This window comes from Cupriavidus sp. FW216-B1 (assembly GCF_058789195.1).
Genome location: NZ_JBYTEL010000003.1, coordinates 282,115 through 297,235 on the forward strand (window position 1 = coordinate 282,115; position 15,121 = coordinate 297,235).

9 protein-coding genes are annotated in these 15,121 nt (G+C 68.9%); 2 read left to right on the forward strand and 7 right to left on the reverse strand.

The genetic code is table 11. From position 1 onward, the window contains the following. Positions 1 to 245: 245 nt before the first annotated feature. The 7 genes from AC3WXD_RS11030 to AC3WXD_RS11060 form a co-directional block, all read right to left on the reverse strand. Positions 246 to 1,226 (reverse strand): PDR/VanB family oxidoreductase, encoded by a 981-nt coding sequence (locus AC3WXD_RS11030; protein WP_492323702.1) that lies wholly within the window; start codon positions 1,224 to 1,226, stop codon positions 246 to 248. Next, the gene (locus AC3WXD_RS11035; RefSeq protein ID WP_197090402.1) at positions 1,210 to 2,256 is read right to left on the reverse strand and encodes a Rieske 2Fe-2S domain-containing protein; all 1,047 of its coding nucleotides are present in this window, start codon (positions 2,254 to 2,256) and stop codon (positions 1,210 to 1,212) included. Before AC3WXD_RS11035 ends, AC3WXD_RS11030 begins: the two co-directional genes overlap by 17 nt. A gap of 105 nt (positions 2,257 to 2,361) precedes the next feature. Then, the gene (locus tag AC3WXD_RS11040) at positions 2,362 to 3,096 is read right to left on the reverse strand and encodes a GntR family transcriptional regulator (RefSeq protein ID WP_063923053.1); all 735 of its coding nucleotides are present in this window, start codon (positions 3,094 to 3,096) and stop codon (positions 2,362 to 2,364) included. Positions 3,097 to 3,318: 222 nt separating this feature from the next. Further along, positions 3,319 to 4,434: a fimbrial protein gene (locus AC3WXD_RS11045; protein WP_492323703.1), complete on the reverse strand. Its 1,116-nt coding sequence runs from the start codon at positions 4,432 to 4,434 to the stop codon at positions 3,319 to 3,321. Beyond that, positions 4,431 to 7,067 carry a fimbria/pilus outer membrane usher protein gene (locus AC3WXD_RS11050; RefSeq protein ID WP_492323704.1) on the reverse strand — a complete coding sequence of 879 codons (2,637 nt, stop codon included), beginning with the start codon at positions 7,065 to 7,067 and terminating at the stop codon, positions 4,431 to 4,433. Before AC3WXD_RS11050 ends, AC3WXD_RS11045 begins: the two co-directional genes overlap by 4 nt. A 53-nt stretch (positions 7,068 to 7,120) precedes the next feature. Continuing rightward, the gene (locus AC3WXD_RS11055; protein ID WP_492323705.1) at positions 7,121 to 7,879 is read right to left on the reverse strand and encodes a fimbrial biogenesis chaperone; all 759 of its coding nucleotides are present in this window, start codon (positions 7,877 to 7,879) and stop codon (positions 7,121 to 7,123) included. A 78-nt stretch (positions 7,880 to 7,957) separates the two neighbouring features. Further along, on the reverse strand, positions 7,958 to 8,503 hold the full coding sequence (locus AC3WXD_RS11060; protein ID WP_059413255.1) for a fimbrial protein: 546 nt from the start codon (positions 8,501 to 8,503) through the stop codon (positions 7,958 to 7,960). 590 nt (positions 8,504 to 9,093) lie between these two features. Between AC3WXD_RS11060 and AC3WXD_RS11065 the strand changes: the two genes are divergently transcribed. After that, entirely contained in the window at positions 9,094 to 10,770 is a 1,677-nt protein-coding gene (locus AC3WXD_RS11065; protein ID WP_492323706.1) for a ShlB/FhaC/HecB family hemolysin secretion/activation protein, read from the forward strand. 29 nt (positions 10,771 to 10,799) lie between these two features. Then, a partial coding sequence (locus AC3WXD_RS11070; protein WP_492323707.1) for a two-partner secretion domain-containing protein occupies positions 10,800 to 15,121 on the forward strand: 4,322 nt, incomplete at its 3' end.

The window sequence follows — 15,121 nt, forward strand, 5'->3', positions numbered from 1 at the left end:
CCTCGCGGAGAGGGATGCCGACCTCGGGGACAGGGGGTGAGCAGGTGAGCCACAGCCCAAAATGGGGATTCAATACCAAAACTACCCCCTTTACCCGATGGATTACCCTATTTCTGCTTCCCAGTCCTTTGCAGAAACAAACGGCAGCCGCGCGCGACAATGCGGGGCAGGATGCGCCTGCCGACATAGGCGCGCCCTGCCCCGCATGACGTGGCCGGCCGGACCGGAGAAGCCGGACTGGAAGGCTAGAGATCCAGCTCCAGGCGCGGCGACCGGCTGCCCGAGCAGCAGATCATCATGGTGCCGCGGCGCTCGTGTTCCGCCGCCGCGCGCACCGCGTCCCGATGCAGCGGCTGGCCGCCGAGCACGCGCGTTTCGCACGCGCCGCAGACGCCCTCCTCGCACGAATAGGACACGTCGATGTGCTCGCGCATCAGCGCCCCGAGGATCGATTCGCCCTCGCGCACCTGCACGTCGACGCCCGAGCGCCGCAGCGTGACGACGAAGGTGCCGGCGCCGGCCGCCGCGCCGGCTTCCGCGGAGGAAGATGGGGCGGCGGCGCCAAAGCGCTCCACGTGGTTGCGCTCCGGCGGCCGCTGCGCGGTGAGGCGCGCGAAGTCGTCCAGCATGCGCGCCGGCCCGCAGCAATAGACCTCGGTGTCGTCGGACACGCCGTCCAGGACCGCCGCGAGCGAACCGCCGGCGCGATCCGGCCCGCCGGAGTAATGCAGCGTCACGCCGGGCCGCCCCTCCAGTTCCGCGCGGAACAGCACGTGCCCGGCCGAGCGGCACCAGTAGTGCAGTTCGACCGCGCGGCCGAGCGCCCGCAGGCGCGCGAACATCGAATAGACCGGCGTGATGCCGATGCCGCCCGCGATCAGCAGCGTGCGGCCCGCGCGCTCGTCCAGCGCGAAATGGTTGCGCGGCCCGCCGATCGTGAAGGTCGCGCCCACCCGGCATTCGTCGTGCAGGCGCCGCGAGCCGCCGCGTCCGTCCGCCTCGCGGCGAACCGCCACGACGTAGGACGAGCGCGTCGACAGCGGCGTGACCAGCGAGTACTGCCGCACCAGGCCGGGGCCGATGCGCACGTCGATGTGCGCGCCCGGCTCCGGCTCGGGCAGCGGCGCCGCATCCAGCGCCGCGAACTCGAACAGCGAGACGTCCGGCCCGGCGTAGCGGATGCTGGCCAGGCGAGTGGCGTAGCCCACTTCAGCAGAAGGTGCCATAGGTGACGCCCATGTTGCGCAGCCAGCTGCGGTACTTCTGCCCAAGCAGGTCGCTGCGATGATGCAGTTCGTAGCGCAGGTCCACCGGAATGCGTTCCGGGCGCTGTGTATCGACGATCTCGCTGTCCTGCGCGTAGACCAGGTCCTGCCGCTTGCGCACTTCCTCCGGGGTCGGCGCCGGCGAGAAATTCATCGCGCAGCAGATGCGCACGATGCTGTGGGTCTCGTCGATCTGCTGCGCGGTCAGGAACGTGCAGAAGCGGTCGTTCGGGTTGCCCTCCGCCGCGCGCGCCGGATCGGAAATCTCCACGCGCTTGCGGAAATAGGCCACGAGCGGGCGCAGGCAGCGATAGGCGTAGTAGGCGATCACCGGCACGTTGCGCGGATCGCCATAGGGCTGCGTCACGCGGACTTCGTTGGTCGACAGGCCGTCCTCGGTTTCGTCGACCTCATAGGGCGCGATCACGTCGGGGTTGTCGATGAGGCCGTTCACGCCCGCGTGCACGAACGGGAAATGCGTGGTGTCGATGAAGTTCTCGATCGCCCGGTATCCCGAGCGGAAATGGTACGGCCCGCACAGCACCTTGGTGTACGACGGATCGTCCCATTCGGGGAACGCCGGGATGTCGTTCGACGGCGTGCCGAGGCACACCCAGATGAAGCCGTAGCGCTCCACGACCTGGTGCGCGATGGCGCGCGCCTTCTTCATCGGGGTCTCGGTGGGCGCCGCCGGCATCAGCACGCATTGCGAGGTGCCGTCGTAGTTCCAGCCGTGGTACGGGCACACGACGCGGTCCTCGCAGATGAAGCCCTTGGACAGCCGCGCGCCGCGATGCACGCAAAGGTCCTCCCAGACATGCAGGCTGCCGTCCGCCTGCCGCCACATCACCAGGTCGCGCTCGAGCAGCGTCACCGGCACCAGCTTGCCCGGCACGACGTCCTCCGACACGCCCGTCACATGCCAGTCGTTCAGCAGGACGGTGTCCTGGCATCCTTGCAGTTCCTTCGCCAATACGCTCACTCTGTTCACTTGCATTCTCCTGTCTACGTGGGGGTGGTTTGATGTGCCTGCCCGGGGCCATTGCGGCGCGGCACCGCGTTGCGGCGCGCAGTCGCGCGCCGGCGCGCCGGCTGCTCAGCGCGCGTCCGGCTGCACCGCGGCAAGCGCGAGCCGATGCAGCGTGATGTGGCGGATCGCGATGCGCGACGCGCCGATGTGGGCCTTGACCAGCATCTCCGCGCGATCGGCCTTCCTGGTCATCAGGCAGCGCAATATCGCCCTGTGCTCGTCGAACGCCGCCGAGATCCGCGCCGCGTCGGTGAAGTCGAGGCGCCGGATGATGCGGATGCGCTCGGTCAGCCGCGCGGACGTGCGCGCCATCTCCCGGTTGCCGGCCAGCTCGACCAGCGCCTGGTGGAATCGCTCGTCCTCCTGCGCGACCCGCTTGCCGTCGAGGTTCCTTTCCGCCTCCGGCACCATCCAGAACCTGCACAACGCCGACAGGTCGGGCGGCGAGTCCATCGCGCACAGGCGGCGCACGGCAATCACCTCGATGCTGGTGCGAAAGTCATAGAGATCGTCGTAGTGCGCCAGGTCGAACGGCTTGACCTGCCAGCTCGAATGGCCGTCGAGGCGCTGCAGATACCCTTCGTGCGCGAGCAGATGGAGAGCAAGACGCAGCGGCGTGCGCGAGATGCCCAGCGCATTGGCGAACTCCTGCTCCGAATAGCGTTGCCCCGGCGGCATGCGGAGTTCGAAGATGTCCTCCTTGATCCGTTCGTAGGCATCGTTGACCATCGAGTTCTTGCCTCGGGTCGCCGACGCCTGGTCCTGCACGATTTCCAGCCTCTGCGCACCATCCCGGTTCATCGTCATCTCGTTCACGCACATGTTTTGGACATCAATTCGGATTTCAATTTGGATCCAAATAGAAATCCACTTATGGATTCGGAATTACGCGGGAGTTATGCAAGATGCTTGCCAGCGCGGGCGGCGCCGGCCCGTGGGGAGCCGCGCGGACAACCGGCGCAGACAACCGGGACGCTAGATGCGGGGCTGGTGGACTGGCGGCGCGCCGTTTGCGCCCCACCCTCACTGATAGCTCAGCGTGAACGCGGCAATGCCGACGACGTCGCCCGCCTGCACGGCGCCGGTGGCGACGTAGCGCACGGTCAGCGGAATGCTGGCCAGGCCGGCCGACGATCCCACCAGCCACTGGCCGGGATTGCCGGGCGCGATCGACGGCGCGCCGTAGTTGACCGGCACATTGCCCGCGCGCAGGATGCGCAGCCGCACGCCGCGGGCCGCGGACGCGGTGGTCAGGTTCAGCAGGTCGCTCCGGTTGGCCGGATCGGTGAGGTCGGTCAGGGTCACGTAGACCCTGGCGCCGGCGGCACAGGTCAGGCCGATGCTGAACGGGGTGTCGCCGGTGCCGCTGGTGCCGGCCGCGCTCAGGACGCCGGCATTGACCGGCGGCATGGGGACGTTGACCGGAGTCGCATTCACCGTGCAGGTCCGGGCCATCAGCCTGCCCTGTGAGGTGCCCGACCATCTGCTGACCCAGGCGAGCGGGCTTGGCCCGGCGAAGTCGCCAAGCGGGTTTGCGCTGTCGTTGAAGCGGAACTGGTCGAAGTTGCTGAAGTTGAAGCTGCAGACACTCGACGCGGGGCCGCAATAGATCACGTTGCCCCCGGGCTGCGGGTTGTCATAGAGGACGTCGCTGACCTTCACCAGTTCATAGGTGATTGCCACCGACCCCGAGCAAGGCGGCACGCAGGGTGCCGTCCATGACCTGTCGTACCATGTCTTGGTGTTGTTAAAGGGGATGTTGGAAATCAGCTGGCCGTTGACGTATATACGCACGCCCAGCGTGGCGGCCTGGTTGCGGACCCTGACGCCAGGCACGGCCGTGCTGTTCACCCAGACCGGCGCATATTGCGGGGTGTAGGTGCGGGGCGTGGATGCCTTCGGGCAGTTGTACTGGTAATGGACAGTCTTCGAGGCGAGAACCGTGCCGTTGGGTGCCTGCGCCTTGGGCGGCAGCAGGAACAGCGGCCAGATGGCGATGTCCTGGCAGCCTGGCGAGCAACTCGTGTTCAGCGGCGGCGTCATCGAGCACAAGACAAGCTCGGCGTGGGCCGCGGCGTGCAGGCCGAGCCAGAGAACCAGGACGGCCAGGCAACGGCGGCAGTATTGCATCGGGTTCATGGGAAATTCGCTCCTGCCGGCGCGCCGGATTCGTCGGGGATGGGGAACAGGGTTCGGGAATCGCTGGCCGGCGCCAGCGCGAGCGGCACATCGCCGCTGTCGCACACCGCCGCGAGGCTCGCATGGGCATTCCCGCCCGCGGCGGGCAGGCGGTACGCGAACGTGCAGCGCTCGCCCGGGCGCGCGCCCCAGGTGGCGCTCAGCCGGCCGGCCTCCGGCAGGCCTCGCGCGAACAGGCGGCCGCCGTGGCCGGCGATGCCGACCCTGTTGCCCTGCTCGTCGAGCACGTCGGCGCCGAACGGCAGCGCGGTGCCGTCGGGCAGGCGCGCGCGGATCAGCACGGCGCGGCCACTGACGGTGGCGAAGCGCACCTTCACCACCGCGTTGGCGCGCGGCGCCACCCGTTCGCTGGTGGTCCGCAGTTCGATGTCCAGCGGCGTGCCCTTGGGGTCGATGCTGACGGTGTTCACGGCATAGGGCGTCAGATAGGGCACCACCGCGTAGCCGCGCGCGTCGATGCGCAGCCCCGAGATGCCGTTGACGCGCGCGCCTTCGGCGCCCCTGGCCTCGACCACCGCCACGGTCTCGCCCAGCGCGTTGCTCAGGGTCACGCCGCCGGCGTAGGCCACCACGGCACCCGAGATGCCCAGCGACTGCTGGGTGTAGCCGCGGCCGCCGGCGACGCCGGCCGAGAGCGTGGCGACGGCGCCGCGGTACTGCATGCTGGCGCCGCCGTTGCCGTTGCCGGCGGCGCGCCCCGCGCTAACGTTGTAGTTCAGTGCGCTGTCTTCGCCGAGGCCGCCGCCCAGGCTGACCTGCTGCGAGCCGCCGCCGTTGTTGCTGTGGCCGTAGCTGCCCGTCAGCAGCGGCGCCGGCCGGCCGCGTCCGAGCGGCAGCGAGACGCTGGAGAACACCTGGTTTTCCAGCCTGCCGGAGAAACCATCGCGCTGGCGCGACAGCGAGAGATTGACGCTCAGATCCAGTCCGCCCACGCGGAAATGGCCGTTGTAGCCGATCTGGAACTGGGTCATGGTCCCGCGCTGGCGCCAGTAGTCGGTGGTGGAACCCACCGCGTAGAGGTTGCCCCAGCGCACGCCCAGGTTCTGATTGAGGGTCAGCTGCAGCTGGTTGCGCTGGCGGTAGGCGAGCGCCGGGTCCTGGCCGCCGCCGCGCCCGCCGCGGCCTTCGCGCGCGCCCAGGGCATCGCGCACGCTCCGGTAGCCGCTCGAGGAATAGCGGTAGGCGGCCACGGTGATGCCGGTGCCGGTCTGCTCCAGAAGCTGGCTGTAGCTCAGGCGCACGCTTTGCCCGCTGGCCCGGCCGGCGCGGGCGATGCTGGCGCGGGCCTGGGTGACGTCCAGCGCCACCGCGCCGGCCAGCGTGTTGAAGGCCGCGCCCAGCAACCCCGCCATATAGCCGTTGGCAGCCAGGACGCCGGCGTAGCCGGTGAACAGGTTGGTGAAGCCATGCTGCGCCGTGGCCTGGACGATGGTGGCGCGGCGGCCGACCAGCCGCTCGCGCAGCCTGCCCGCGCTGACGTTGAAGCGGCTCGTGCCCGGGCGCAGCGATTGCGCCACCGCGGCATAAGGCACGCCGAAGCTGCGCTGGCTGCCGTCCGCCTCGGTGATCGTCACCAGCAGGTCGCCGCCGTAGCCGGTGGGGTTGAGGTCGTCGATGCGGAACTCGCCCGGCGCCACGTTGATTTCATAGAGGGTATTGCCGTTCTGCGTGACCTTGACGTGCGCGTTGCTGTTGGCCACGCCGCGGATCAGCGGCGCGTAGCCGCGCACGGACTCGGGCAGCATGCGCTCGTCGCTGGCCAGCGTGGCGCCGCGGATGCCGAGGCTGTCGAACATCGCGCCGTCGGTGAAGACGTCGCCCAGGGTCAGCTGGCTGCGCAGCGCGGGCAGGTCGCGCTGCAGGTAGGTGGCGACGCTCTGATAGGTACCGCGCCCGCGCGATTGCAGGCTCGCACTGCCGTGGTGGCGCAGATGCCAGCCGCCGGCGTTGAGGCCGCCATTGAGCCCCAGGTACGACGAGGTGGAGGTGGAGGCGCCGCCGCTGCCGGACATCCGGAAGGCGCTGAAGTTGTATCCCAGCGTGGCCGAGGGGATGCCCGCATCCCAGAACTCGGGACTCACGTAGCCGCGCGGATTGCGCAGCAGCACGGCCTGCGGCAGGCTCAGGTCCAGGCGCAGCTTGCCCAGGTCGAAGGCATAGGAAGCGGCCGCGGCGATGCGCGCGAAATTGCCGCACTCGCCGCCGCGCATGCGTGCCAGTTCGTCGCGCCCGGCCGCGTCGAGAGCCGCGGCGTCCAGGCCCAGGCGCTCGATCAGCGACGGCGCGAAACACGGCGCCGCGCTGTGGTCGGCCGGCGCGGCGGCGAAGCGCACGCTGGTGTTGCCCAGCCAGTTGCCGTTGAGGTACAGGTCGAGCCGGTAGTCGCCGGGCGGCACCGGGCTGCCGCGCGCGAAGCGCGAAACGTCGATGCGCTCGCCCTTGCGGTTCATCAGGAAATCGTTGTCGAAGTGCACGGCGGCGATCGCGGGCGCGTCCGGGGCGACGGCCTCGGCCAGCGCGGCCGCCTTCCAGCCACCGAGCATCGCCAGGGCGAGCGCATGGCGCCCGCGCATCGTTGCGGTACCGCGTGGCGAACGTCTGCGGCGGGCGCGGGGCATGCCGGCGCTCAGCGCGGCGGCGCCTGGTAGGCGCCGTCCTGGCTGCCGCCGAAATCGTCGAGATAGCGGTACTCCACCGAAAACGGCCCGGCTGGCGGCGCCGCCAGCAGGCCCAGCGGAAAATCGGCGCTGGCGCCCGGATCGACCATGCCGCCCTCGTCGTTGCTCCAGGTCTCGCCGCCGGCCCTGGCCACGATCCGGCTGAAGGTCACGTGGTAAGCGCTCGGGTTGCTGGCCCGCAGGACGTAACCGGTGCCGCCGCGCGCGAACCGCCAGGTCACGCTGCCCGGCGCATCGCGCGCCGCGCCGGCGAGCGCGGCCGGACGGAAGAACAGCTTGATGCGCGTGCGGAACGCCAGGCGCAGGGCATTGCGGCGGTCGTTGCCGGCGGCCTTGGGCGGCACTTCCAGTACGTTGAGCCAGAACAGCGACTCCCTGTCCTGCGGCTGCGCCTCGCGGGTATGGAACAGGCGCAGGCTCTGCCCCTTGCCGGGGTCCAGGCGAAACAGGGGCGGCGTCAGCGTGAACGGCGCGGTGGATTCGTCCGGCGTGGCGGTCAGGTCGCCGCCGTCGATCCAGGCCTGCACCAGGGCCGGGGAGCGGCCGTTGTTGTCGAGCTTGACCGTGACTTCGCTCTCGCGCTCGGGATACACCACACGCGTGGCGTTGATGACGATGGAGGCCGCGGCGCTGCCCGGACCGAGCGCGGCGCAGGCCATCAGCGCGGCCAGCGCCGCGCCCGGCCGGGCTCTGTGCTTGACTGGCATATGCGTTTCCATCCCGGCGCCGCCCGCGCGCCCTTCGGCCAGGGCGGCGGCCGTTGCCGCGTTATGCAGGTGTGCGGGTTACGGGTAGACGATCATGTACGGCACCGAGGTTTCCACCGTGCCGTTGGTGACCGGGAAGGACGCCGCGTAATAGCGCGCCTTGTAGGTGAGGTCCGCCGCGCCGCCGGTCAGCGCGACCGGCTTCGAGTTCTGCGCACCGTCCGGCTTGCCGACGAGGATCGCGGTGTCGTCGCCGTTGACGATCTGGATGTCGGCGTTGCTGCCGCCGGTGGCGGCATTGTTCAGGCGATTGGTCACGACGTTGGTGTTGGCGCCCGGCATGAAGCGCGTGTGCACGTTGCCGGTGCTCGGCGAGCAGCCGGTCAGCCTGATAGTGAACGGCTTGGCACCGGCGAAAGTATTGATGCCGGAGAACGCGGATGCCGGCACATTGTCCAGGTAGACGTAGACATCCTCGTTGTTGGTGCCGGTGATGGTGCAGGTGGATGCCGTTACCTGGCCGGTGATGTAGATGGTGCCGTCATTGGTCTGGGCCCGGGCGGAAGACGCGGCCGCCGCCACGCCGGCCAGCACGAAAAAAAACGAGAGAAGTTTCTTGGACATGGCAGTGCTCGCTGTATCGGTTGGCCGTTCGCCTCGAACGGTGAGGAAGCCCGCCACCGCGCCGGCCATTCGGCCGCAGGACGGATTTCGAGGGCGAGTGTCGATCAGAAAATGCGCGCCGGTTTGCGGACACATCTGCAATTGCATAGAGAAAAATCGGATTAATTCGAGAGAATTTTCTGATGACTCATTGGGCGCATTTGTGACGCGGGTGGTGGTGTCCTTGTGTTTGCGGCGACGCCGCCATTGAGATCCGGACGCCAGCAGCCCGCCCCAGGCATCGCGCGCGGATGACCGGCGCGCCGGGCAAGAACGAGACAACGCAAACGTCGGCAAGCAAACGCAATTCGCATGGCAAATGCGCCGATCGTGACGGTGCGCGAACGCCAACCTCGCCGGGACAAATACCCGAAACAGGGTATGCGCCATTCGGCAGCGCTTCTTAGAGTGCGGGCTTGAGCCCCAGTTTGAAACGCAACCCTGCCGGCAGGACTGCCCAGCCGGCGCATGCGTTCACGCACCCTCAGGAAGCCACCGTGAATCGACGCCTACCTTTCTCTTTGCCCCTTTGCCGGGCTGGCTGTTCCCTGATGGGCGCTCCCCTCGCCCTCCTCGCCCTCACCGGCCTGGCGCACGCCCAGGTGCCGACCGACGCCGGCCATCTCCAGCGCCAGCTGGAACAGACCCTGACCCCGCCCGCCGCCACCGCGCCGACGCCCGCGGCGCCCGCTGCCCCGGAAGACCGCAGCGGGCCCAGCGTGGTCATCCGGCGCGTCGTCATCGAGGGCGCCACGCTGATTCCGGCCGAGGAACTGGCCCGCCAGCTCGACGCCAGCCTTGGCCGGCCGCAGACCCTCGGCGAACTGCACGCCGCCGCCCAGGCCCTGGTCGGCTACTACCGCACGCGCGGCTGGTTCGTGCGGGTGCTGCTGCCGCAGCAGGACGTGACCGGCGGCACCCTGCGCATCCAGGTCGTCGAAGGCCGCTTCGGCAGCCTGCTCATGGCGCCGGGCCAGACCCGCGCCCGCCAGGACTTCGTGGCGCGCATCGTCGGCCGCCGCCTGGACGCGGGGCAGCCCTATTCGCAGGCCGATCTCGAACGTGGCCTGCTGCTCGCCAACGACCTGCCCGGCATCGCCGCCGACGGCGTACTGCAGGCCGGCGCCGCGCCGGGCAGCACCGACCTGGCGCTGAGCGTGCGCGACGGCCCGTGGGTCTCCGGACAACTCGGCCTGGGCAACCTCGGCAGCCGCACCACCGGCGCCTTGCAGGGCTACGGCATGGTCGCGCTGAACAACCCGAGCGGCTATGGCGACCAGCTCAGCCTGAGCGCCGCCGCCGCCGGCCACCTCGACTACCAGACCCTGGGCTACGGCGTGCCGCTGGGCCATGACGGCCTGCGCCTGTCGCTCGGCTACAGCCAGCTGCATTACCGCCTGGGCAAGGAATTCGAAGCCCTCGATGCCAGTGGCCAGGCCCGCACCGCCACCGCCGGGCTGGCCTACCCGCTGCTGCGCGGCGCCGAGCGCAACCTGTGGCTCGCGCTGAACCTCGGCCAGCGCCGCAACCGCGACGACAGCCTGGGCTTCACCCTGCGCGAACGGCGCCTCAACACCCTGGGCCTGTCCCTGTACGGCGACAGCCGCGACGCCTTCGGCCGCGGCGGCCAGACCGCCTGGCGCGCCGAACTGACCCAGGGCAACGCCGCCCTGCGCCTGGCCGACGACCGCCGGCAGGATGCCGCCGGCCCGCGCGTCGCCGGCGGCTTCACCCGCCTCAACGCCGATCTGCGCCGCGACCAGGTGCTGGGCGCCGCCAGCTACCTGCGCGTGCGCGCGGCCGGGCAATGGTCGGCCGACAACCTCGATTCCTCGCAGCAGTTCGGCCTCGGCGGCCCCTACGGGGTACGCGGCTATCCGGCCAGCGAAGGCTACGGCGACAGCGGCGCGCTGGCGCAGGTGGAACTGCATGCCTTGCTGGCCCCGGCGCTGCCAGGCCTGGACGCCTACCTGTTCGCCGACGCCGGCGTGGTGCGCCAGCACCGCGCGCGCTGGCCGGGCTGGGACATGCAAGGCACGAACCGCAACACCTACGCCCTGTATGCCACCGGCCTCGGCCTGCGCTGGAGCCTCCCGCGCGGCTTCGCGCTGGATGCGGTGTTCGCCGTGCCGCTGGGCCACAACCCGGCCAGCGCCAACCCCGGCCGCAACCAGGACGGCAGCCGGCGCGGCGCGCGCCTGTGGATCAGCGCCAGCCTGGCGTTCTGAACGGACCTACCGAGAAAAGGAATCCGACCATGTGGAAGCATGCCAGCATCAACCGCGCCTATCGGCTGGTTTGGAATTGCGCCCAGCAGGCCTTCGTGCCGGCGCCGGAAACGGCCCGCGGCCACAGCGCGGGCGGGGCGGCCCGCGCCCGGACTCGCCACGGCGGCGCCGTCGTCCCGAGTGACAGGCGGCCCCTTTGGCGGGTCTTGAACGTGGCGCTGGCGCTGGCCGGCCTGCTCGTCAGCCCGCTGGCGCTCGCGCTTGACGCGGGTGCCCTGCCCCAAGGTAGCAGCGTCGCTGCGGGCGCGGCAAACATTGCCGGCTCGGGCAACGCGCTGACCGTCACCCAGAGCAGCGACCGGGCCATCGTCAACTGGCAGTCGTTCGACGTCGGCCAAAACGCCGGCGTCCGTTTCGTCCAGCCCTCCACCACAGCGGCCACCCTGAACCGTGTCACCGGTGGCCCGGCCAGCCAGATCCTCGGCACCCTGAGCGCCAACGGTCAGGTCTACCTGGTCAACCCGGCCGGCGTGCTGTTTGGTGCTACCGCGCAAGTCAACGTGGGCAGCCTGGTAGCGTCCACCCTGCGCATCGCCGATAACGACTTCCTCGCCGGCCGCGACCGCTTCACCCTCGACGGCGCCACCGGCGAGGTCAGCAACCAGGGCCGCATCACGGCGGCCCAAGGCGGCCGCGTGGCCCTGCTCGGGGCGCGCGTCACCAACACCGGCACCCTTCATGCCCCGCTGGGCAACGTGGCTCTGGCTGCCGGCCGGCAGATCACCCTGTCGGCCGGCGCCAACGGCCACCTCCAGATCGCCGTGGATCCCGCCGATCTCGCCACCCAGGTCCATAACGGTGGCCTGATCCAGGCCGAGGGCGGCCAGGTGATCCTCACCGCCCAGGGCGCCGACGCGCTGGCCTCGTCGGTGGTCAGTCACACCGGCACCGTGCAAGCGCAGACCGTGGCGACGCGCGAAGGGCGCATCCTGCTGCTGGCCGACCCGGACCGCGGCACCACCAAGGTGGCCGGCACGCTGGACGCCAGCGCGCCGCACGGCGGCAACGGCGGCTTTATCGAAACCAGCGCCGCGCGCGTGAAAGTCGCCGACAGCGCCACGGTGACCACCCGCGCTGGCAACGGCACGACCGGCACCTGGCTGATCGATCCCAACGACTTCACCATCGCCGCGGCCGGCGGCGACATGACAGGCGCGGCGGTCAGCACGGCGCTGCAGAACACCGACTTCCAGATTCAGAGCGTCAGGGGGAGCACGTCCGGCAAGGGCGACATCTTCGTCAACGACACGGTGAGCTGGAGTGCCAACACGCTCACCCTCACCGCCGAGCGCGATATCCAGATCAACGCCGCCCTGAACGGCTCGAACACGGCAGGGCTGGCGTTGAAGTATGGCCAAGGCGCGCTAGCCGCAAACAATACCGCCACCTACCAGGTCCGTGCGCCGGTCAACCTGGCCTCGACCGGCCGCTTCAGCACCACGCTGGGCAGCGATGGCGCCACGCTCAACTACACCATCCTCACCCGCCTGGGGGAGCAAGGCAGCACTTCGCGTAACGACCTGCAGGGCATCAACGGCAATATGAGCGGTCGTTACGTGCTGGGCAGCGATATCGATGCCAGTGCCACCCGGGAGTGGTACGGCGGTGCAGGATTTTCTCCGATCGGCTATGCCGAGAACACCCCGTTCAGGGGGACCTTTGACGGCCTTGGCCATGCTATCGCCGGACTGACCATTAACCGGCCCGGCCAGAACCATGTGGGGCTGTTTGGTTTCGCGACAAATGCCACGATTCGCCACGTCGGGCTGGATAGGGGCAGCGTCTCAGGAAACGCATACGTCGGTGGGCTGGTCGGATACAACCTTGCCCGCGACGGCACGGCCTCTCTCGACCATGTTTGGTCGAGCGCAAACGTGACGGGCCAGGGCAACTACGTCGGCGGCCTGGTCGGAAGGAACTACGGTTTCACTGGCGGCACGGCCCGCATTAGCAACGCCTATGCCACAGGCGCCGTAGAGGGTGGTGACAGCCTTGTCGGCGGCCTGGTTGGAGAAAACTCTGTCGGTCGCGGCACGGCCAGCATCAACAACGTTTACGCCACAGGCGCCGTGAAGGGTAAGTACAACGTCGGCGGCCTGGTCGGACACAATGCTAGTAGCGCGGCCAGTATCAGCAAGGCCTATGCCACAGGCGCGGTGACGGCTAATGGCAACGCCGGCGGCCTGGTTGGACAAAGCTCCGGCTCCATCACCAACAGCTACTGGGACCGCTTTTCCACCAAGCAAAATGATGGCGTCGGGGCCGGCGGGAGCTGGAACCTCCATTGGGTCACCAGTGACCCCGCCCAGTCCGGCGCCGCCAACTACGCCTTCAAGGTCAGCGCCTACACCAACAACCTGGGCGAGGACGCCGTTGCCACAAGCAAGAACGCCGGAGCCAGCTGGTACATGATCGACGGCCAGACCCGGCCCTTCCTGGCCTCGGAATACAGCACCACCGCCACCAATGCCCATCAGTTGCAGTTGATGGCCATGGACCTTGGGGCCAACTACACCCTGGCGCGCAACATCGACGCCGGTGCAACCGGCCTCAACGATGGCACGGCGGAGGTCTCGGGTGGCATGTGGACTATGGCTGGATTCTCGCCCATCGGCGGCGGCGCGGCCGCCCCCTTCAAGGGCACCTTCGATGGCCAGGGCCACGTGATCAGCGGGCTGACCGTCAACCGGCCCAGCCAGGACTATGTGGGGCTATTTGGCCGGGCACAGAATGCCACGATCCGTAACGTCGGGCTGGACCGCGTCAGCGTCTCAGGAGGCTCACAGGTCGGCGGACTGGTTGGACACAACTATGCCAACAGCGGCGCAGTCTATCTCGACAACGTCTGGATGACCGGAAAGGTGGCGGGCCGGGGTAACGAGGTAGGAGGACTGGTCGGAACGAACGAAGCCAGCTTCGGCGCGATCAACATCAGCAACGCCTATGCCACGGGCACCGTAAAGGGCAACGACAAGGTCGGCGGCCTGGTCGGATGGAGCCTTGGCAACGGCGGCCACACGGCCCGCATCAGCGACGCCTATGCCACAGGCGCTGTAACGAGTAGTGGCGTTTTTGCCGGCGGCTTGGTCGGACTGAACGACACCAACTCCATCATCAACAACAGCTACTGGGATATCGGCACCACCGGACGAACCGCTGGCGTAGGCGGCGGGAACAGCGCAGGCGTGATCGGCAAGACCAGCGAGCAACTGAGGGACCTGGGCACCTATGCCGACTGGAGCATCGACAGCCAGGGCGGCACCGACCGCATCTGGCGCATCTACGACGGCGACACCATGCCGCTGCTGCGCAGCTTCCTCAAGCCCATCACAGTCACCGCGAACGACGCCGACAAGACGTACGACGGCCTCGCCTGGTCGGGCGACAACGGCGTCACGCAAAGCGACCCGAACGCCTCGCTGGCCGGTGCGCTGCGCTACACCGGCAACGCCCAAGGCGCGATCAATGCCAATGCTGATGACGCCAGCTACGCCATCACACCGGGGGGCCAGTATTCGTCGCAGCAGGGCTACGACATCACCTTCGTCGACGGTCACCTGACGATCGGCAAGGCACCGCTCACCATCACCGCCCTCGACAAGGGCAAGACCTACGATGGGTTGACCTACACCGGCAGCTACGGCGTCACGTACGACGGCTTCGTCAACAACGAGACATCGACCGATCTCACCGGCACGCTGACCTACGGCGGCAGCGCCCAGGATGCGGTCAACGCCGGCAGGTACACGATCACTGCTAGCGGCCACGGTGCCACCAACTACGACATCGCCTACGTCAACGGCACGCTGACGGTCGACAAGGCACCGATCACCGTCACCGCCACCAGCGGGCGCTCCACCTACGGCGACGCCCCGAGCAACCCGGGCTTCACCGCCGACGGTCTCGTCAACGGCCAGGACGTGAGTGTGCTGACCGGCCTCGCCAACAGCTTCGGCATCGACCGCACCACCGACGCCGACAAATACACGCTCACCGTCACCGGCGACCTGGCCAAGGGCAACTACCGCGTCATCGAGCGCAACGTGGGCAGTTGGGTCGTCGATGCCAAGGACATCACCGTCACCGCCACCAGCGGGCGCTCCACCTACGGCGACGCCCCGAGCAATCCGGGCTTCACTGCCGACGGTCTCGTCAACGGCCAGGACGTGAGTGTGCTGACCGGCCTCGCCAACAGCTTCGGCATCGACCGCACCACCGACGCCGACAAATACACGCTCACCGTCACCGGCGACCTGGCCAAGGGCAACTACCGCGTCATCGAGCGCAACGA